Source organism: Fibrobacter succinogenes subsp. succinogenes S85 (genome assembly GCF_000146505.1).
Taxonomy (GTDB): Bacteria; Fibrobacterota; Fibrobacteria; order Fibrobacterales; family Fibrobacteraceae; genus Fibrobacter; species Fibrobacter succinogenes.
In genome coordinates this window covers 2,271,814-2,290,784 of record NC_017448.1, presented here as the reverse complement: position 1 = coordinate 2,290,784, position 18,971 = coordinate 2,271,814, and the positions used below count along the sequence as shown (strand labels likewise).

15 protein-coding genes are annotated in these 18,971 nt (G+C 46.6%); 5 read left to right on the top strand and 10 right to left on the bottom strand.

The window, feature by feature from the left end; translation table 11 throughout:
- Position 1 precedes the first annotated feature (1 nt).
- Positions 2 to 2,170: an FISUMP domain-containing protein gene (locus tag FSU_RS09485; RefSeq protein WP_041917846.1), complete on the top strand. Its 2,169-nt coding sequence runs from the start codon at positions 2 to 4 to the stop codon at positions 2,168 to 2,170.
- Between the two features lie 45 nt (positions 2,171 to 2,215).
- Here FSU_RS09485 and FSU_RS09480 read toward each other — a convergent pair whose 3' ends face one another.
- From FSU_RS09480 to FSU_RS09450, 7 genes are all read right to left on the bottom strand, one after another.
- A complete protein-coding gene (locus tag FSU_RS09480; RefSeq protein WP_014546196.1) occupies positions 2,216 to 2,806 on the bottom strand; it encodes a nitroreductase in 591 nt (196 codons plus the stop codon).
- Positions 2,807 to 2,822: 16 nt separating this feature from the next.
- The gene (locus FSU_RS09475) at positions 2,823 to 5,033 is read right to left on the bottom strand and encodes a hypothetical protein (RefSeq protein ID WP_244263604.1); all 2,211 of its coding nucleotides are present in this window, start codon (positions 5,031 to 5,033) and stop codon (positions 2,823 to 2,825) included.
- An 11-nt stretch (positions 5,034 to 5,044) separates the two neighbouring features.
- The gene (locus tag FSU_RS09470; protein WP_155808755.1) at positions 5,045 to 6,709 is read right to left on the bottom strand and encodes a hypothetical protein; all 1,665 of its coding nucleotides are present in this window, start codon (positions 6,707 to 6,709) and stop codon (positions 5,045 to 5,047) included.
- A gap of 18 nt (positions 6,710 to 6,727) precedes the next feature.
- Entirely contained in the window at positions 6,728 to 8,125 is a 1,398-nt protein-coding gene (locus FSU_RS09465) for a hypothetical protein (protein WP_014546193.1), read from the bottom strand.
- Between the two features lie 9 nt (positions 8,126 to 8,134).
- Positions 8,135 to 9,907: a hypothetical protein gene (locus FSU_RS09460; protein WP_014546192.1), complete on the bottom strand. Its 1,773-nt coding sequence runs from the start codon at positions 9,905 to 9,907 to the stop codon at positions 8,135 to 8,137.
- Between the two features lie 145 nt (positions 9,908 to 10,052).
- Entirely contained in the window at positions 10,053 to 11,408 is a 1,356-nt protein-coding gene (gene argA, locus FSU_RS09455) for an amino-acid N-acetyltransferase (protein ID WP_014546191.1), read from the bottom strand.
- 72 nt (positions 11,409 to 11,480) lie between these two features.
- Positions 11,481 to 12,248 carry an FKBP-type peptidyl-prolyl cis-trans isomerase gene (locus FSU_RS09450; RefSeq protein WP_015732034.1) on the bottom strand — a complete coding sequence of 256 codons (768 nt, stop codon included), beginning with the start codon at positions 12,246 to 12,248 and terminating at the stop codon, positions 11,481 to 11,483.
- Positions 12,249 to 12,468: 220 nt separating this feature from the next.
- Between FSU_RS09450 and FSU_RS09445 the strand changes: the two genes are divergently transcribed.
- The 4 genes from FSU_RS09445 (at position 12,469) to FSU_RS09430 (ending at position 16,531) form a co-directional block, all read left to right on the top strand.
- On the top strand, positions 12,469 to 12,720 hold the full coding sequence (locus FSU_RS09445) for a hypothetical protein (protein WP_015732033.1): 252 nt from the start codon (positions 12,469 to 12,471) through the stop codon (positions 12,718 to 12,720).
- A gap of 119 nt (positions 12,721 to 12,839) precedes the next feature.
- Entirely contained in the window at positions 12,840 to 13,679 is an 840-nt protein-coding gene (gene folD / locus FSU_RS09440) for a bifunctional methylenetetrahydrofolate dehydrogenase/methenyltetrahydrofolate cyclohydrolase FolD (RefSeq protein ID WP_014546189.1), read from the top strand.
- 32 nt (positions 13,680 to 13,711) lie between these two features.
- Positions 13,712 to 14,686 carry an alginate O-acetyltransferase AlgX-related protein gene (locus tag FSU_RS09435; RefSeq protein ID WP_014546188.1) on the top strand — a complete coding sequence of 325 codons (975 nt, stop codon included), beginning with the start codon at positions 13,712 to 13,714 and terminating at the stop codon, positions 14,684 to 14,686.
- A gap of 93 nt (positions 14,687 to 14,779) precedes the next feature.
- Positions 14,780 to 16,531 (top strand): hypothetical protein, encoded by a 1,752-nt coding sequence (locus tag FSU_RS09430; RefSeq protein ID WP_014546187.1) that lies wholly within the window; start codon positions 14,780 to 14,782, stop codon positions 16,529 to 16,531.
- 19 nt (positions 16,532 to 16,550) lie between these two features.
- Here the strand turns inward: FSU_RS09430 and FSU_RS09425 are convergent, their stop codons facing one another.
- The 3 genes from FSU_RS09425 to FSU_RS09415 all read right to left on the bottom strand — a co-directional run bounded on the left by FSU_RS09425 (position 16,551) and on the right by FSU_RS09415 (position 18,900).
- Entirely contained in the window at positions 16,551 to 17,537 is a 987-nt protein-coding gene (locus FSU_RS09425; protein WP_015732032.1) for an SIR2 family protein, read from the bottom strand.
- Between the two features lie 133 nt (positions 17,538 to 17,670).
- Positions 17,671 to 18,348, bottom strand: a complete 678-nt coding sequence (locus FSU_RS09420) for a histidine phosphatase family protein (protein WP_014546186.1) — start codon at positions 18,346 to 18,348, stop codon at positions 17,671 to 17,673.
- Positions 18,349 to 18,354: 6 nt separating this feature from the next.
- Positions 18,355 to 18,900, bottom strand: a complete 546-nt coding sequence (locus FSU_RS09415) for a phosphatase PAP2 family protein (RefSeq protein WP_014546185.1) — start codon at positions 18,898 to 18,900, stop codon at positions 18,355 to 18,357.
- Positions 18,901 to 18,971: the final 71 nt, after the last annotated feature.

Below are 18,971 nucleotides of genomic sequence, written 5' to 3'. Positions count from 1 at the left end.
TATGAAAATGTTGAAAACTTTGAATAGCCTACCGATTGTCGCATTGTTCCTTGCCATCGCATTTTTCGACGCCTGCTCCGAAACCGAAAACCCACAGGACGCCGGCGTTTGGGAAGACGAACCCGCCATTGCGATTAATGAAAGTTCGTCCAGTTCAGAAAATTCGTCTAGTTCACTTTTGGAAATCAAATCCTCGAGTTCTGTCGTGGAGGAAAGCAGTTCCTCGGTGAAAATGGAGTCATCAAGTTCATACAAAGTCAAAATACACATTCCGGAAAATCACGGATGCACAACAGCCCCCAATGTCTACACAGACTTACTGGAAGCGATGCCCGCTGCGAAAATAGCAAAGATAAAAGCGGGATCCGCCAAGGAGCCCTCGTACGCAGCCATTATGATGAAAGATGAGAAATATGGAGTCCTGAGCGCCTTTGTCGAAAAACGTCTCGAGGTTCTTGAAAAACAAGGAGCAGCACACGATTCCGCTTGGATACAGGCGGCAGAAGAACTGTTGCAAGAACTCGGTCTAGACTCCCTGCTTGCCGATCGCCAAATGCCGGTATATTATATGGAATATACCTTGTTCTACCTTTACAGAAGTGGCAGCGATCAATTGAAAGCGTATTTGGTCGACGATTTTGCAGACGGCAAGCTTGAACCGAAAAATTACTGCTTCAGTAATAAGCCATACGATACATTTGACCAAGTTGCCTTTAATTTCATGCCCATAGGATGCGTATACGATGAACACGAGATTTTGGACCCGGAAGCCATCATCAAGAACATCTGGCGCAAGTGCTCCGGAATGCCGTACTGCAGCGATGCGATGGTCGGGATGTTCAACAAAGACAGTTCATTAGTATGCAAAAGTAGCAGGTATTACGCTTATACCATAACTGACAATTATACCATAAATGACGATACCTATACCAATTGGGAAATAGCCTCTCCACTGGATGTCGAAACGTCGGGAATTCCCTGCGACGCCGACGGCAAGTTCGTCGTGAGCCGCAAGAACCCCGAACGCTCCTATATTTGCACAGCCGATAGTGGATGGGATTCAACAACGACCGTCAAGATCGAAATGAAGCAAATCCCGTGCGATACAGTAGGAGCATTGTTCAAGAGCAAACTGAATCCTGGAGGGGTTTATATTTGTAGGGATACCGTCTGGACCGGGGAATATCTCTGGAATCGAGAATATACCCTAAATGCATGGGACAAGGCGACTCCTTTTGAAGCCGAAGTCGCGGACGTTCCCTGTGAAAAAAATGGGGAAATGATAAAAAGCGTCGTGGCTCCAGATTCATTCCATATTTGTAGGGACGGCATTTGGGGATTAGCCACCCGCTTGGAAAGGGAAACCTACAAGATCCCATGCGACGAAGAGGGCAAACATTTCGAAAGCCAAGAACTCCAATCTATGTATTATGTGTGCCATGAAGGCAAATGGCATCAATTTGACGAAATCACTTGCGAAAATGGCGCAAGGTACTCTACGGCCAATGAAAAGGACAAAAAATACAAGACGAATTATGCCTGCAAAGACGGAAAGTGGTATTCAAGCAAAGACGAATCCTGGGAAATTCCATACGAACTTTATTTCAATCCCAACATTGAATACGGCTCGTTTTCAGATCCGAGAGATGGCCGCACCTATCGTACCATTGGCTACCGAGGAACAACATGGATGGCCGAAAATCTCAAGTATCAAGGAACTCCAGAAACCTTTGAAGTTGACAAAAAATACTGCAAAAGTGACAATTGCAAAAATTCTGGTTACTACTATACCATAAATGCTGCGAAACAAGCCTGCCCGGAGGGATGGAGATTCCCGACAAATAACGAAGTTGCACTTCTAAGTACTCCTGACGACTCAGAAGAAGTTAGTGTGTCCTCGACGCGAAAGTTGTTCAATGCATTGTTCTCGCAGATGAATAGCTTGGGCCTTGGCTATGATGGATTGGATAAATATGGACTGAGTTTCACCAAGACCGGCCTATTTAATAGAGAAGTCTATGTGAATAGCGACTATCAGTACTTCTGGATCCAGGATACCGGATGGAAAGACATAACGGTAGCGGAAATAACAACCTACGAAATAAAGTCTCGCAAATTCTCCAGTGACATAAACAACATCAAGGCTCCCGTCCGCTGCGTCAAGGAATAAAAAAATGAATCCCGCGATGTTTTTTAAACCGCGGGATCACCTGTATTAAACAAACACGACTTCGTTGCCTGTTCGGGGAGTTTCCGCGCGGTTCGGAAGTCCCGATTCCGTATCGGCATAGCCAATCGCAACAGAGGCGTAGACGCGTTCATCTTCCTTAAGACCAAGACCGCGCAGGTATTCCAAAAGCGTCGGGTCTTCATTCAGCCACTTGAGCTGATTGATATAGCAACTGCCAAGGTCGAGTTCATTCGCGGCAAGCATCATGTTTTCGACAGCGCAGGCGACATCCGCCATGTTGTTGCCATATTCTTTTTTATTCGCAACGACGATAAGCACAGGCGCCGTATAGCAGAAAGAATAATTGCCCTTGCGCGAAAGCGTGATAGAATTCTTGAGGCTCTTGTAAAGGTCTTCGCGAAGTTCCATCGCTGCAAATGCGGACTGCACGAGCTCCTTGAGCTTTGCAATCACCGCCGCATCCGAAATCACAAGGAAGTGATTACCTTGCGCGTTACCACCGGTCGGGCCAAACTGCCCTGCTTCGGCAATCAGTTTCAACTTTTCAATTTCAACAGGCTGCGCCTTGAACTTGCGCGTGCTGCGACGAGTCTTGATAGCTTCGAGTGTATTCATGTTTTTAAATGTAATATTATTCTTCAGGTTCTACAATCCCAGTCAAATACCATACGCTAGCTATCGGCGCAGAAAAACGATAATCAGTCCCGTCAATATCCACGGTATAAATCAAGGGGCTAACACGGGTTCCGCCCGCAAAACGGCTCAATTCAATATTCTCCGGCAAGGAAACACCTTCCCTTTCTTGCAACTCAATTTTACCCCACTGGTATTTGTCACCGGATCTTACGCAGCTCCAAAGTGCCGAAGTTTCCTCGTTCCAGTGCAAACCAACGTTCGAAAGAGTATCGCAACTTCCAAGGCTGTCGCGATATGCATAGCTGACTGAAGTTACGACATCTTCAGCATACCACATGTTAATCGCGGTGCATCGATAATATTTTCCATCGTACCTTTTTACAGTATTGAGCAACGCCCAGGAACAAATATCTCCCGCCTTTTCCGGAGCAGTAAGTTTTTCCTTGTCTACAGAATGCCACTTACCATCCTCGCACATGTAATATTCATCATCGTAAATCTTTTTCAAATAGTTATAAGGAACCACATTTTCACATGTATCCATGTTAATCACAGGCGGAATCGCTTCTGCACTATCAAGCTTACGCCATTTGTACTCCGCATTGGAATCATCCTTTTCTCCATCACTCTTTTCACAAATAAAATAATTCTTACCATCACTGTTCACTTTTTTCAGTTTTTTCTCAGTGCATGAATCATCCTTATAGACGAACCACGGTATTTCAGCCCACACAGTATCGCCAGCACCGTAATCAGCAAAATCACGGCACCCATAATAAATCCCAAGGTATTCACCTTTCACATGATCCTTTGCGCAATGGCCGATATAGTATGTCAACGAATCCACCTCAAGCCATTTGGAGTCAATGCACTGTATATACACATCATCCAGCTTTTTCAGAGCGCCATAACCATCGGTATAACACTTCCCAAATTGGCCGACCGCTTTTACTGCAATATATTTTGCAAAAGCGGCTGAATCTGTTCTAGGCACTTCCTTACCGGCATACTTATCGCTCCAGGCGCAATTTTTAGACTCGTCGCATTCACAGACATACAACGAATCCCTGACATAGATAGCATCATTGTTACTGAATTCCCAACAACGATCATAATAGCCTTTTAGCAGTTCATCATGGGACACATTCTTTCTCCAGATGTTTGAGCCACTCTCGCATAAATATTCATCGCCCTTATACGTGACAAGAGACTTTGTCTTAAGCAGGCACAGTCCAAGGGTATCTTCGATAGGATTTTTGAATCGCCACTGTGCATAATAAATGCTATTGCCGTCATTGTCATAATAAAAGTATTTCCCATAATAAGCACTGGACTTTTTCTCAATTTTTATTGAATCGTCTGTCGTGAATTTTATTCCATAAACCTGGCTGAAAAATTCCTTCTGCATATTTTTCAAGTCCACGGCTGTATCTCTCGAAACACTCCGGAATACGGTTTCAAGCGAATATGTAGTAGGGACATTTTCAAACGTAGAAAGCCACGCATCGGCAGCCGTAATAGCTATCGTCGTATCAACAAAACCCTTCTCGGCATAGGACTCACGCAACTTCCTGAAATCGCTATAGAACAGGCTATCCGAAATTTCGTGCCTGCAAATCACGTACAAAAGCAAATCATCAAACCCAACATCGTAAGAAGGGAATTCATACGTCACGATTTTATACGCAGTGTTGCTAAATCTTTTTGACAACTCACTCATCACCGTATCCTCGGCATCTGCAAAGCTGTAATTTTCCTTCTTTACAAAATGTTCAAAACGCGAAGATGCAAGTGCCATGAAAATATTCTGGCTGATATTGTAGCTGCGGTATTTTGAACTCAGGAGATAGTACTGCGAAAATTCCATCTTGGATTTTTCGCCATACGGAAACTCCGTTACAATCCTCAGAAGCGGATATTCAAGATCCTGAGACTCCATGGTAAAACGCTTTCCGTTCCAAGATGAAGTATCCCTGAACAGTTCTATCGTATCCACGGCATTCAGCTGCCTATCGACAACCTCAACACGGACCGCCGAAGGCTTCATCGTTGGCAAATACTCAACAACAACACTTATTGAGCGAGGAGAATACTGGTACCCAGATTCATCAAATCGGGCAATGACAGCATCTTCGCCGTTATCGGAACAGGCGACAAAAAGCAAAGCCGCAAGCACCGTCAAAACAACACTTTTAAAATTCATCATTTCCTCCAAAATCATTTATCTTGTTTTTGCCAATAGTAATCGCAACCGGGATCAAATCGTATTTCAGGCACTACAACACCATCTTCATTTTTACACGCATCCGTTGCTTCACAGACAAAAGAAAAACCATCATGTTCTACGACTTCGCCAAAATGTATATAATAGCATTCTTCCCCATAATATACCGGAGCAGGAATTTCCTTCCATATATTCTGCCATGTCAAGAAACGTTCATGATACAGGCTCCCTTCGCACGAATAGTAGACGCCCAAATGTTCCGCTTTATCCCTGGAGCAGCCACCCAGATAATACGTCAGTGAATCAATACGCCCCCATTTGCCATATTGGCATTGGACAAAGACGCTGTCAAGTGGATATTTATCGCCCGAATAGGAATTATTCGTTTGGCATTTTCCAAACTTTTGCACCCCCCTCGCATTCAGGACAGCTGCATACAGAGAGTCCTCTTCGTTGATATCCTTGTTGACAAACCGATCCGTCCAGGAACAATTATCACCATCGCATTCACAAAAGAACAGCGAATCATTCAAGTAAAAGAACTGATTTTTCGTCTCTGAATTACCGCATGCACCGAACTTGTATTTTAGCACTGTATCAATTTCGCTTTCGGCCTTCCAGACATTATCCTTTTCCTTGCACACGTAATACGCATTGTTATACTCCGCAACAGTAGTAGTCTGCAACAGGCACAGGCCAAGCGTATCCTCAATAGGGTCCACCAACCGGTAAAAGCATATAGACGCCCAGTTATCGTATTCGCAGGGGCAAGCAAACTTGCGACCATAAAACTCACTTCTTTTATTTTCTATCGTCACTTGGTGATTATAGCTATTACATGCAGGCATGGTCAATCCATATATACGCTCAAAGACACGACCATAATAGGCATAATTAACAAACAAAGTATCTCTTGAAAAACTCTTATAAGTCGGCCTTCCATTTTTATCCTTTGCAGGTGCAAATGTAGAGAGCCACGCATCTGCCGCACGGACAATCAACGATGAATCAACTTTTCCCGTCTTGGCAAAATATTCGCTCATCTCCTTGTAGTCGCTGTAAAACACGCTATCCGAAATTTCGTGACGGCAGTAAAGGTACGGTTCATAAAGTTCCCAGCGGTTCGCGTAATGGACATCCTTAAACCGGTACGTATTCCACGCATTAAAATCTGCCTTGAAAATCTCCGTCATCTCAGAATACGCTTTTTCTTCGGCGGCCGAGAAATCAAGGCCTTCCTTCTGCACTAGCGTTTCAATGCGGCCCGCCGCTAGCGACGCATTTAAATTCAGTTTCAAGTCGTTGTTGGATTCGCGCAAATCCACATACTGCGGAAACTCCACCTTCTTTTTCCCATCCGAAAAGACCCCCACAATCTTCACGTAAGGGAATTCATAATCGCGTTCGGCAATCTTAAAGACGAACGAATTCTTGAAGGTTGAATCCAGAATGATCTCGATTGAATCCTTCGAATTCAACATGCTGTCGACGCGGACAATTCTCACATATTCCGGAACCAAGGGAGGAGCGTATTCAATTACGCCCTGCAATGCCGTAGGAGAATACTGAAACCCGACATCGTCATATCTCGCCACGACGTGATTCTCGCTTTCAGAGCACGCCACCAAACCCAACAAAACAAACAGAAGCCAAATCATACACATCCTCATCGCCAACTACTCCTCATCATTTTCCACCAGTTTCCAGCCATAAAACCAGGTGCAACTCACCGATACACTATCGATCTGTCTCACTTCACCAATTAAATCATCAGAACACTTGCCATAACGCTGAACGGCTCTCGCACTCAATGCAGATGCATACAGATCATCGCCTTTTTTGAAAGTACTATTGACATACTTGTCCGTCCATGCGCACACTCGCGAAGTATCGCATTCGCAGACAAACAGGGAATCTCTCAAATAGCCTGAAACTCCATTAGACGCATAATGCCGAGCGCAGTTACCGAAAATCTTGTTCAACAACGAATCCCGACGGGTTTCTTCATTCCACGAGGCAGACCCCGGCCTACAGCGGTAATAAGAGTCATTGTATTCGCCGACCAAATCATTCCCGTACAGGCAAACACCCATGGAATCATCCAATTCCGTCTGCATCCGCCAATAGCCAAGCCTTTTTTCATAGACAAATGTACGGCCATCATACATGCTAGACTTATTTTCAATACGGGAATAAAATTCTGAACCTGTTTCCCAAATATCCGTAGTCAACTGCAAAGGTGCTCCATAAGCGCGCCTAAAGAGGCTATAGTCACAGCGGCTCACCCCAAAGACAGAATCCCTTGACAAGCTCCTAAATTGGGTATGTTCATCCATATCGTCAAAAACTTTAAAAGTTGAAAGCCATGCATCCGCAGACTTCACAAGCAAAGCGGAGTCCGCAATCCCCGATTTGGCAAACGTTTCACGATATTCGTTGAACGTGCTATAAAAAACGCTATCCGAAACTTCATGACGGCAATAAATGTACATCAAGAGCCCATTAAGTCTAGCCTCGTTTGCAATATATTCATTGACATACATTTCATAAGACATGACATCAGAAAACGTATTGAACGCTTGCCGCATTTCAGCAATCGCCTGCGTCATCGCCGAGTCAAAATCCAGTTCCTTTTCCCGCACCAGCGTTTCAACACGCCCAGACATCACTGCCTCTGGGAGGTTCAGCGCGATGTCAATATTGAACTCTCTTAAGCGCACATATTGGGCAAATTCCATCTTTGCATTTTCACCCAGCGGGAACACCGGCACGATCTTTACAAACGGATATTCGTAATCGCGGTCGCCCACCCCAAAGGCATACCGCCCGTCATCATCCTTTGCAACAGAAACTTCAATAGAATCAATAGGATTGAGCTTTGCATCAACGCTTACAATCTTGATCTTTTCCGGCTTCATGCCCTTCAGGTAATAGACAATCCCGCGCATAAACGCAGGTGAATACTGGGTTCCATCTTTATCGTAGCGGGCAACGACACCGTCACCGCTATCAACGCTAGAACAGGCGACAAGCCACAAGACAAGAAACAGCAAAGACGCTTTTACATAGCCCATCGCAAACCTCTAGTTTTCGTCCTTATAAGATTCCAAATCCGATTTATTTGCAATTTGCCAATAATATAGTTCCTTACCCTCCGTGACTATTCTCCGGCAGACAAAGTATTCATCATCGTACTTCTTTATTTCCTTCTCGTTTTTGGAACTGCAGGAGTCGCCCTTCACGACAGGCGCATAGACATCCTCTTCCGAGACCTCGTTCCATTTTTCATTTTTACAATGGAAATACTTGTCGTCATATTTTTTATAGATATCAACAGTCACCCAGTTGCACAAGTCTCCTTGCACATCGGCATACGTGCAGCGTTCCCACTTTTCTCCGCCATAAGCCCTGCACTTATAGTAATCGCCGTTTTCCAACTGGCCAAATTCATCCCTATTGGAACCATTTTTGCAAATGCCCATGTAATACGAGAGCGTATCGACTTTAAGCCACTTTGTCCAGCGGCAACGCACCAGAATACTATCCATCACATGTTTTTCGCCATCATGATCCCTGCATTCGCCATAAAGCTTCGTCGCCAAGACATTGACCGTCGGCGTATCCAGTACGGTCGCCTTAAAGTCCTCTTTGACTTCGGTCCAGTTGCACTTGTCCTCAGATTCACAATCGCAGACATACATGTTGTCGTTATAGAAGCCTATTTCGCCATATTGTCCATAAGCTTTTTCCTCGCAACGGCTGTACTTGTGTTTCAAAATAGTATCCACATCGCTCACAGGCACCCACACAAACGACTCATTGCGGCACACATAAGAGACTCCATCAAGCTCCGCATAACGACTCCTGTCATACAGACAGGCGCCAATTTTTTCTTCAAGCGGAGCCTTCAGGCGCCATCCGCAAGAACTCAAGTTGCACCGTTCCTCATAGACAAACATACGACCATTGTATTCGCTATGCTCATTTTCAATCTTGACAGAATCTTTCCAGGCATTCTCAATCCCATACGCCCATTTAAAGAACGCCGTATCCAAACGTTGCAGAATTAAAGAGGTATCGCGACTTGTGCTCTTAAAAAGATCACGCTCCGTAGAATCCGCCGAAATCTTAAAAGTAGAAAGCCAGGCATCGCCTGCTCGTGCCTTTATAGAAGCACTAATCGTCCCTTCCTTAGCAAAGGAATCCCGCAGTTCCTTGAAATCGCTATAGAACAAGCTATCCGAAATTTCATGTCTGCAAAGGAGGTAAATCCATAAATCCCAAAGTCCCGGCCTTCCATAATCATCGCGATCGTAAAAGGCTCTACTATCAGGACTACCAATAGATGTTCCCAACGCTTCTTCAAGTTCCTTGTAAGCCTTTTTTTTGGCATCGCGTAGGCGAAAGCCCTTATCACGAACAAGCGTTTCAACACGCCCAGAAATCACGGCACCATAAAACTGCAAAAAGATATTTGAATTATACGTCAGCAAGTTTAAATACTGCGGGAACTCCATTTTCCCGTTTTCCCCTAACGGAAAAATCGTCACAAGCTTCACATACGGATATTCATAGTCACGAGAATCTACCTTGAATCCATCAGAACCCCATTCCAGAGAATCTATCGGCACTTCAAAAGAATCCACCGGGTTAAGCGACGCATCGACAGTTACAATTCTGACAGACTCCGCCTTCATCAAGGGCATGTAACCCACAATGCCATCTATTTCCGTCGGGGAAAATTTCATCCCATCTTCATCGTAACGGACAAGGATTTCTCCGCCATCGTTACCGGCATCAGAGCACGCCATCAAGCCCCAAAACACAAACAGCAGCGCAAGTGCCGCATTTTTCATTTTCACTTCTCCCTATTTTCTGTAAATATACAAACTCTATTTAGAACAGAGTATATAAAAAAGATAATCCGGCCTAATGGCCGGATGAAATGTTAAAAGACGGTGACAATAAACGAAATGTTCACCGTTTATAAATGCGCGCGAATTACTTGTTCAATGGTAGCATCAAGATTCTAGACTTACGTTTCTGATTGTAATGCTCGCGTTTGCTCTTCGGCAATTCTTCAACAGTACCATCTTCAAATCCAAGCTGGTAGAACCAATCGAGAGCCAGCGTCGTGAGCAAGAACAAAGTCTTGTAGCCCTTCATGCGACCCAGTGAAATCAGGTGGCGCACGATGGCTTCGCCAATGCCGGACTTGCGGTAGTTCGCACCGACTGCAATTCCCGCAACTTCGGCCATGCCGTCTTCGAAGGCATGGAGTGCGCCACAGCCATGGATGCTGTTGTCAATGCTATAGACAACGTAATCTTCCAATTTTTCGGAGATGGAATCCTGCGTACGCGGTACAAGATAGCCCTTCGCGATGTAATCCTGCATGATGCGTAAGATATCCGGGATGTCTTCAATCGTTGCCGGGCGGATACTGGAGTACTGGTTTGCGTACACCATGGTTCCGTCACCGCGGGCCGAGAACACTTCCTGCAGCACGCTACCCTGGAATTCACCGCTGAGCAAATGCACACGGTTCGCACCCGCTTCGCATGCATGGATGGCGTTCATCAAATAATCCATCTGCGCAAAGTCTAGTACATCGGAGTTGAGCTCCAGAAGTTCCTTTGCCTGGTCCACATCCATTGCCGAAATAAGCCCATTGTCGGTCGGTTCCAGGTGCTTCGTATTCTTGCCCGTTACAAGACCTTCAAGCTTGATGCCGCTTTCGCTTCCGATAAAGAAGAGCTTTCCGACTTTAAGGTACTTGCAAAGTTCGGTAGCAAGTTCCGTACTTGAAATATTGTAGGCGCGTCCAATCTTGTTCCAGCCAATCGGCGGGATGATCGGCACGAACTTCTCGTTCATGAGTTGTTCGAGCAGGTCGCGCTGGATGCGTTCTATGCGACCAGTGCGCATGTAGTCAATACCGTTGATGACACCCATGCTGCGTGCCAAAATCCAGTTGCCCTGAATACCGCTGAGACCGCTCGCCGTGAGATGGCTCATGATGCGCTGTGCCACACCCAAGGAAGCCTGTTCCACAAGCGGGAGCGCTTCCTCGTTCGTGAGTCTTACGCCATTATGGAATTCCGTCTCAAGGTCCCAGGCCTTGAGCTGAGCGTCGATGCTATTTCGCGTGCCAGGCACGATAATGATGCGAATGCCCGCCTTATGCAAAAGGGCGATATCGCGCATCAGCACGGGGAACATCGGATGGTCCATCAGGCTATCGTCAATCTTCAAGACGAAAAGCTGGCCCTTGAACCTATCCATGTAGCCAAACACTTCCCGGATGAACCCGGCAACTTCGAAGTGCTGAGAATAAAAATCAGACGCTGTACTCATGGCTTAAAAAGTAGCAACACAAAAAGCGAAGGACAGAACATCCTTCGCCATTTGAACAAATATTTGGCATTTTTACTTCGCCGGGAAAACCTGCAGCAGCTCCACCTCGAAAACAAGGAGCGCGTTAGGCGGAATTGATGGCGGAGCACCCGCCTCGCCATAAGCAAGCGCACTCGGGATCCAGGCCCTTACCTTCTCGCCGACCTTCATTTCCAGGAGCAGGTCCTGCCAGCCTTCAATTACGGAGGTCACCGGGAATTCCATCGGCGCACCACGCTTGATGCTACTGTCAAATTCCGTACCATTGAGAAGCGTACCCACATAATGCACCTGCACCTTGTCGGTCAGCTTAGGCTTAATGCCCGTCCCTTCCTTGAGCATCAGGTACTGCACGCCTTTTTTTGTAACCCAGATTCTCGGATCCTGGATATTTTTTGAAAGGAAAGCCGCCTGGTCGCTAAGCGCCTTGCGTGCCGCAGCGGCCTCGTCGACATCCTTCTGGATTTGCATCTGGTTCAGCAAGTCCTGAAGGGCAGCCTCGGACATAGAATCCGACATAAGGATTTCACGGCTGGAATCGAGTACATCTTTCATGGCATCAATGAGGACATCAAGCTTTACAGGCACATTGATATTGGAAAGAGCCCTGCCAAAGTCAACACCCAACGCATAGCTGTAGCGGTCAACAGCATTGTCTAGGAACACTTTCTGTTCATGAACCTCGCTAGGTTCCGGCACAGGCGTCAACTCGGGAGCCGTAGAGACTTTTTCGGGCTCCACAGGTGCAGGAACAGGGGTCAAATCAACAGCAGGAGCAGGTTTACTGCCACCGCATGCCACAAGAGCTCCCCCAATAAAAATTACTGGTAAACAACGAAAAAATTTCATAAAATCAGATCCGATACTGAATTACGCCCCTTAAAAATACTTTTTTTAGCCCAAAAACGGGAAAAAATGTGAGCATTATCTCTAATTTACTATAAATGTAAAGAAAATCACACACTACCCCTTTAAAAAAACTTACTTTTTTGCTATCTTACCGCTGAAAGGAAAATTTACAATGAAAAACAGCTTTAAGTGTTATATTGATTCTGCTGCAGCCCAGAAAAGGCTGTTTGATGAGTCTATTGATAACGTTAAAGACTCCTTAGGTAAAGTTGTCGCAGAATCCACGTTAAAAAACAGTAACGAGCTCAAGTTCTTCAAGAAACCTGAACCTGTTTACTCCTCGACCGGCTGGCTTAAGGGAGCCCTCTCCTATCCGTGGGCAATCGTAAGCGTCATCATCCCGTCAATCATCGAAAATCTGTAATTTAAAGTTCATACTTTAACTCCGAAACGCCCGCCCTCAAGCGGGCTTTGCTTTTTTAAAGAAAAAATCCCTTTAGCGATAAGCCCAAATTTTTTAAATTTGGGAAAAACGGAGATTTTATGGCAGCACTCATTCTCGATGGCAAGGCTCTTGCCAAGACTACTGAAGAAGAACTCAGCGCCCGCGTGGCGAGCCTCAAGGAAAAGACCGGCAAGACCCCGATTCTTGCAACGATCCTCGTGGGCGACGATCCGGCTAGCGCCACTTACGTCAAGATGAAAGGCAACGCCTGCGCTCGCGTCGGTATGGAAAGCATCCGCGTGGTGATGGACAAGAACACCACGACCGAAGAGCTCCTCAACAAGATTCAGGAACTCAACGAAAACCCGAACGTGCATGGCATCCTTTTGCAGCACCCGGTTCCGCGCCACATTGACGAACGAGCCGCATTCGAAGCTATTGACGCCCGCAAGGACGTAGACGGTGTGACCTGCCTCGGCTTTGGTCGCATGTCCATGGGCGAGCGTGCTTACGGCTGCGCAACGCCAGCCGGCATCATGCGTCTCCTCAAGGCTTACAACATTCCGCTTTCTGGCAAGCACGCCGTGGTCGTTGGCCGCAGCGCCATCCTCGGAAAGCCGATGGCCATGATGCTCCTCAACGCGAACTGCACCGTGACCATTTGCCACAGCAAGACCGAAAACCTTCCGGAATTCGTGAAGCAGGCAGACATTCTCGTGGGTGCAGTCGGCAAGCCGGAATTCATCAAGAAGTCCTGGATCAAGCCGGGTGCAGTCGTCGTGGACGCAGGTTACCATCCGGGCGGCGTCGGCGATATCGAAAAGGGTCTTGAAGAAGTCGCATCCGCATACACCCCGGTTCCGGGCGGTGTCGGCCCGATGACCATCAACACCCTCATCTACCAGAGCGTGGAATCCGGAGAATCGTTGATCAAGTAACCTAGTGGTTAGTAAACAGTGGTTGGTGGTTAGTGATTAGAAAATCATCCGTCTGCAAATGGCTTAAAGTAACGAAGAGCGCCCTCGTGGCGCTTTTCGCTTTATGCACTTTGTGGCCCGCACAGGCAAACGCCGCATCCGAACTCCAGAAGCAGATGACGCGCGATATGAAGAAATGCGGCAGCACCACCGAAGAAGTCACTTGCGTTGTCGAAGGCAAGGACGGCTGGCTCTTTTTGCAAGAAAGCCTGCTGAATGCCACCAAGCGCTGGAATGACAACACGCCGCAAATCATCGCCTTCAAGGACTCTCTCGAAGCGCGTGGCATCAAGCTCATTGTCGTACCAGTTCCCGATAAACTCTTAGTCGTCCCTGAGCAGTATTCCGACAAGGCAAAAAAAGGAATCAAACTCCCGCAATACAAGAAATGGGTCGACAAGCTCCGCAAGCACAACGTGACCGTCATCGATGCGCTTGAAAACCTCAAGGACCTCCACAAAAAACTCGGCACCGAAACGCCCATGTTCGAGCCGTACGAAAGCCACTGCACAGGCCCCGCAAGACTCGTGCTCGCCAACATGGCGGCAGATTCTATTGCACCGCTCCTCTACGGCATGAACCGTAAGCGCTACCCGATGCGCGATACCATTGTCGATGGCACCGGGAACCTCTACGATTTGCTCCATGGCAACGAAATTGAGTACAAAATAAAAGAACAAAAAGTTTTAGGCACCGACGGCTACAAGTATCGCGGTTCCAAAAAAGCACCCATCGTCGTCATCGGCGATAGTAACGTCGGCCAGGGCAAATCTTACGGAGCGCAAATCGGCGCATACATCGCAGCAGCGACAAGCGTCGAAACATATTCCATCAGCAAAGTCGGCGGTGGCAACATCGGCCCGCAAATGTTCAAAGGCAAAGAGAGCTTTTTGGAAGGCAAAAAAGCAGTCGTCTGGGTATTTGACGGTCGCGAACTTTACGGGCATTTCAAGGCGCCGGAATTTTAAAAACAACCACTTCATTTATACTGCAACATCGGGTCTATTTTGTTGACACGATGTTTTTTGCTAACTTTTTATAAAGTAGAATAGGGAGGAAATATGAATATGAAATTTGCTTTTTTTGCGATACTCGGGATGCTTGCGATTCAGGCGAACGCCGCAAATGCAACCATGAAAGGCGACGGTTCCACCCAAAATCCGTTCCAGATAGACGATTATGAAGACCTCAAAGCAATCGGCAAGGGTTCTTACCTCTATTCAAAAAATTACGTTCTAGCAACAGATGTTGATGCATCAATCTCTCAAAACGAAAGTTGCAGAGGCGAAATTTGCAATGGCTTTATGCCCATCGGTTTGCAAAAAGACGATGCAGGCGATACCGTTTTCACGGGAAGTATTAACGGACAAAATCACGCCATTAGTGGCTTGCATATCCTTTACCCGTCACAGCCGAATTTAGCATTTGTATCAAGACTCAAAGGTTCGATTGTTAATCTGAAATTTGACAAAATAGAAGTTCTCGGGGATTCTGAATATGTCGCGAGCGTTGCCGGATTTTCAAACGGGCGCATACAGAATGTCCACGTCACAAACGGGAAAATTCAAGGAAAAGACCACGTTGGAGGCATAGCGGGAACATATACGAATACCGATGCTGTTAATGCAATCTTGTATGGCGTCTCTTACCAGGGAGATATAGAAGGAACGAACGATGTCGGCGGCATCGCCGGAGTTTCAGAAGCGGAAATAATCAACGCAACTGTTGACGTAAATATCCAAGCACGGAAAAGACGAATCGGTGGAATCGTTGGCATCAACAAGGGAAACATAATCAACGGACAAACTAAAGGGTCGATCGTTCCCCTCACCTCTGAAGTCGAATATGTTGGAGGCATAGCCGGCTATTCCACGGGGCTTATTTCTATTTGTGCTTCATCTATAGAATTGAAGAAATCGCCTAGTTTCTGGTTTGATGTATCGCCATCTGAAGCGTATATGGATTCATATAGATTGCATATGGAAATAGGCGGAATTGCAGGAGATAATGTAGGACGGATAGAATACTCTTACGCCATCGGGAAAATCGAGGGCGAACGTGTTATCGGCGGAATTGCAGGGTCGAATACCGGCCTTATAGAAAACTCATATGCACAAACTGATATCATCGGCGAAAAAACGGTTGGTGGACTTGTAGGATACATCGCGGGACAATACTTGATAGCAGAAGATTCTTTGATAAAAATATCTGAAGGGAATGTTTCGACAAGCTATGCAGCGAATACCATGCTAAGAAGACATAATGGTGAGTATTGGGGAGGGTTAATTGGTGTTGGTAGTGACTGCACTTGTGACAATTCGTATTGGGATTCAGAACTGTCGGGAATGAAAACAAGTAATGGAGGCGAAGGCCTTACCACTGCCGAGATGATGATGAAATCTTCTTTTGTAGGGTGGGATGAAAATGTCTGGAAATTTGATGAAGGAAAGTCTTACCCCACTTTTAACGACGAATTCATCGCAAAAAAAATTAAGGAAAACAGTCTGGATGATGATCCTAATGGCGGAAAGGTTGCTATTGCACGGAGTAGGATAATTCCGAACAAACGTTCATTCGGAGCTTTGCTCAAAAATGGAAAAATTGAAATCCGCTTTGAAATCCCGTCTGCTGCAGTTGTGAATTTTTCGCTGCTTGACATGCTGGGCCGCACTGTGAAAACGCAAAACATCGGCCGTCGTGCGGCAGGGCTACATTACGAAATGTTTGATGCCGTAAATTTAACGCGCGGAAGATACGTTGGCGTATTAAACGTCAATGGCAAAGTCTACGAAAAATCGTTTTTGCTGAAGTAGATAAGGTTCATCCAGACTGCTACTTCAGTTTCTCTAAAAATTCCTTAGCATCGCAGGACTCGACGAGACTTTCGCCGAGCAGTTTCTGTAAGCGTTGCAAGTCATTGTGGCCTTCACGTTCAAATACAACAACCTTCTTGAAGCGGTCGCGATGGCGCAACAGAAATTCCAGATTGTTGATGTCCGTCTTCGGGAAACCGTAACCGATAAAGTAAATCTCTTCGGCATTTTTCAAATAGTAATCCGCCTTGGACCATAGCAAGTTGAAAAGACTCCCACGCAAGAAAGATTCCTTGGCATGCGCCATCGGAATGAAGATGGGCGTGTCTTCGCAGTAGATGGGAAAACTGCGGTCTTGCGGTTCAACTTCACAGACATTTTTCAGGTCAAGTTCGTCGCTTGCGCCCTTGACGGGGAACCAGTTGAGCGAGCCGTGCAATTTGATGAGGTCTATCGTCCGAGTTTTCTTTCCGCGTTTTGCCGAGCGATCGGCAGGGTCAATTTTAACGCCATAGTCCACAGAAACTTGTTCGCAAAGTTCCTTATCCTTGGCAATTGCAGTTTCAATAAGTGTGTCGTAATTGAACGAGAGCAAAAGCGTTTCGCGGGAACCTGACGCTGAATCGTTTTCGCAAGACACCAAAAATTTCTTGAGAATCGCAGCAGCAGATTCATCAAGCACATCGTTATCGCGACGGATGACGCTTGCGATAAAGCGCAACAGTTCAAAACGGAGCGATGCATGGTAAAGACGTTCACGCTCGCCCGGGAAAATCTGCGCTGAGAGAATGGAAGTCGCCAAAGGCTCAATGCCAAGGTAATCGCTATCGCCGTTGCAGAGCGTCAAAAAGCGCTTGCAGTAATCGCGAAAATGCGGGAACTCGTCCGGGATTCCAAAAGGGATAAGTTCATTCAAGTCGCGGAGCGTGGGCATCTGCGGCGAGAAAGACTTGCTGAAACCAGAACCAAGTACAAAAATACGGCGATAACAATTCGACTGCATCATACCGTTAATGTATATTTTTTTAGACGAGAGAACGCTTCGCTCTCAGACGAGAGACGAGAGATGGCGGATCCGATCCGTCATATATCTAGCCCATACCTCAAAGGCACGCAGTGCCGACCTCATACCCCATAGCCTAAAAATGCAGCCAGCCCGTTTCCATGGCGGTAATGGGCGTGACTTTCACATCGCCTTTTTCAGGGCGTTCAAAAGCAATACCCGTCAAGAAGTTCATCCAGCATTTCGGCTCAAATTTAAAATTGCAAAAATGCGAAAGGCACGGCACAATCCAGGCATCGTGCGTCACGAAGATGTTGAAGCGGGTATCGCCTTTTGCAAACATCATCTCGCGCATCTGTTCAGCACGTTCATGCAAAGGGAAAAATGCATCGTGTTTTCCAGAGTCTAGCCACTCACAGATCCCTTCGTAAAAGCCTTCTCGCAAAGTCTGCTCATATGTAGGTACATCACGAACAAAGAAATCGCCAAGTTCATTGAGCGGCGTGACATTCACCGAGGCGCCCGAGCATACTCCAAAGCCAGCGAGCTTGCGGCCCTCGCCAATGCACTTCGCGGTTTCCATACAACGCCCGACCGGGCTCGAAAAGTACACCGCATCGCCAATCGCAGGAATCATTTTCCCAAGCGCTACCGCCTGGCGGCGCCCACAATCCGTAAGCCCCACATGCGCACCAAAGTCCTTATCGTCCGGCGTGATGTGGTTGCGTTCGGCATGGCGCAACAGCAGATAAATTTTAGAATTCCAGTCAACCTGGGCAAAAAAATCTGAAATTTGTACGAAGTCGTTAGTCATTGTTCGTTAGCCCGCGATTGCAGCAGAAATCGGGATCCACAAAGCGTGTCCGAGCACAAAGCTCAAGATGCCAAGCAAAAATCCGCAGATAATATCCGAGAACCAATGCACGCCAAAATACACGCGCAAAAGTCCCCACGTGAGCGGCAACAGCATCATGATCCATCCGTACTGCGGCACGCAATAAAACACTGTGCTTGCCACAGCCAAGTTGTTCATCGTATGTCCAGACGGGAAGCTATACTTGTCAAGCGGCGGGACCTCAGCCTTGATTTGCGGATTTGCAGCAAACGGGCGCGGACGCTTGGTGCTGAGCTTGACGCCTTCGTAAATGAGAAGGCTCATCGCAAGCGAAACAAGCGCCTGCCACAGAATCGGCAAAAAGCTCTCCCAGCTCGTTCTCCAAATCAAAAATGCAATGAACAAAGCCCAAATATAGCCGTCACCCAGACGCACGTAAAAGCGCAACCAGCCATTCACCTTGCGCGAAAAATGGCGATTGGTCCAGTAAACCGAAACACGATTGTCAAAATCAAAAATTTTCTTCAACATCGGGTTAAATGTAGATTTTTACGCTCGCCACACTGCGCCAAAATTCCTATTTTATCAAGCGATATAATCTA

What these genes read in the sequence shown, in the direction of transcription:
- FSU_RS09485 (WP_041917846.1), top strand. Translation starts at nt 2, where the DNA reads ATGAAAATGTTGAAAACTTTGAATAGCCTACCGATTGTCGCATTGTTC.
- FSU_RS09480 (WP_014546196.1), bottom strand. Translation starts at nt 2,806, where the DNA reads ATGAATACACTCGAAGCTATCAAGACTCGTCGCAGCACGCGCAAGTTC.
- FSU_RS09475 (WP_244263604.1), bottom strand. Translation starts at nt 5,033, where the DNA reads ATGATGAATTTTAAAAGTGTTGTTTTGACGGTGCTTGCGGCTTTGCTT.
- FSU_RS09470 (WP_155808755.1), bottom strand. Translation starts at nt 6,709, where the DNA reads ATGATTTGGCTTCTGTTTGTTTTGTTGGGTTTGGTGGCGTGCTCTGAA.
- FSU_RS09465 (WP_014546193.1), bottom strand. Translation starts at nt 8,125, where the DNA reads ATGGGCTATGTAAAAGCGTCTTTGCTGTTTCTTGTCTTGTGGCTTGTC.
- FSU_RS09460 (WP_014546192.1), bottom strand. Translation starts at nt 9,907, where the DNA reads ATGAAAAATGCGGCACTTGCGCTGCTGTTTGTGTTTTGGGGCTTGATG.
- argA (WP_014546191.1), bottom strand. Translation starts at nt 11,408, where the DNA reads ATGAGTACAGCGTCTGATTTTTATTCTCAGCACTTCGAAGTTGCCGGG.
- FSU_RS09445 (WP_015732033.1), top strand. Translation starts at nt 12,469, where the DNA reads ATGAAAAACAGCTTTAAGTGTTATATTGATTCTGCTGCAGCCCAGAAA.
- folD (WP_014546189.1), top strand. Translation starts at nt 12,840, where the DNA reads ATGGCAGCACTCATTCTCGATGGCAAGGCTCTTGCCAAGACTACTGAA.
- FSU_RS09430 (WP_014546187.1), top strand. Translation starts at nt 14,780, where the DNA reads ATGAATATGAAATTTGCTTTTTTTGCGATACTCGGGATGCTTGCGATT.
- FSU_RS09425 (WP_015732032.1), bottom strand. Translation starts at nt 17,537, where the DNA reads ATGATGCAGTCGAATTGTTATCGCCGTATTTTTGTACTTGGTTCTGGT.
- FSU_RS09420 (WP_014546186.1), bottom strand. Translation starts at nt 18,348, where the DNA reads ATGACTAACGACTTCGTACAAATTTCAGATTTTTTTGCCCAGGTTGAC.
- FSU_RS09415 (WP_014546185.1), bottom strand. Translation starts at nt 18,900, where the DNA reads ATGTTGAAGAAAATTTTTGATTTTGACAATCGTGTTTCGGTTTACTGG.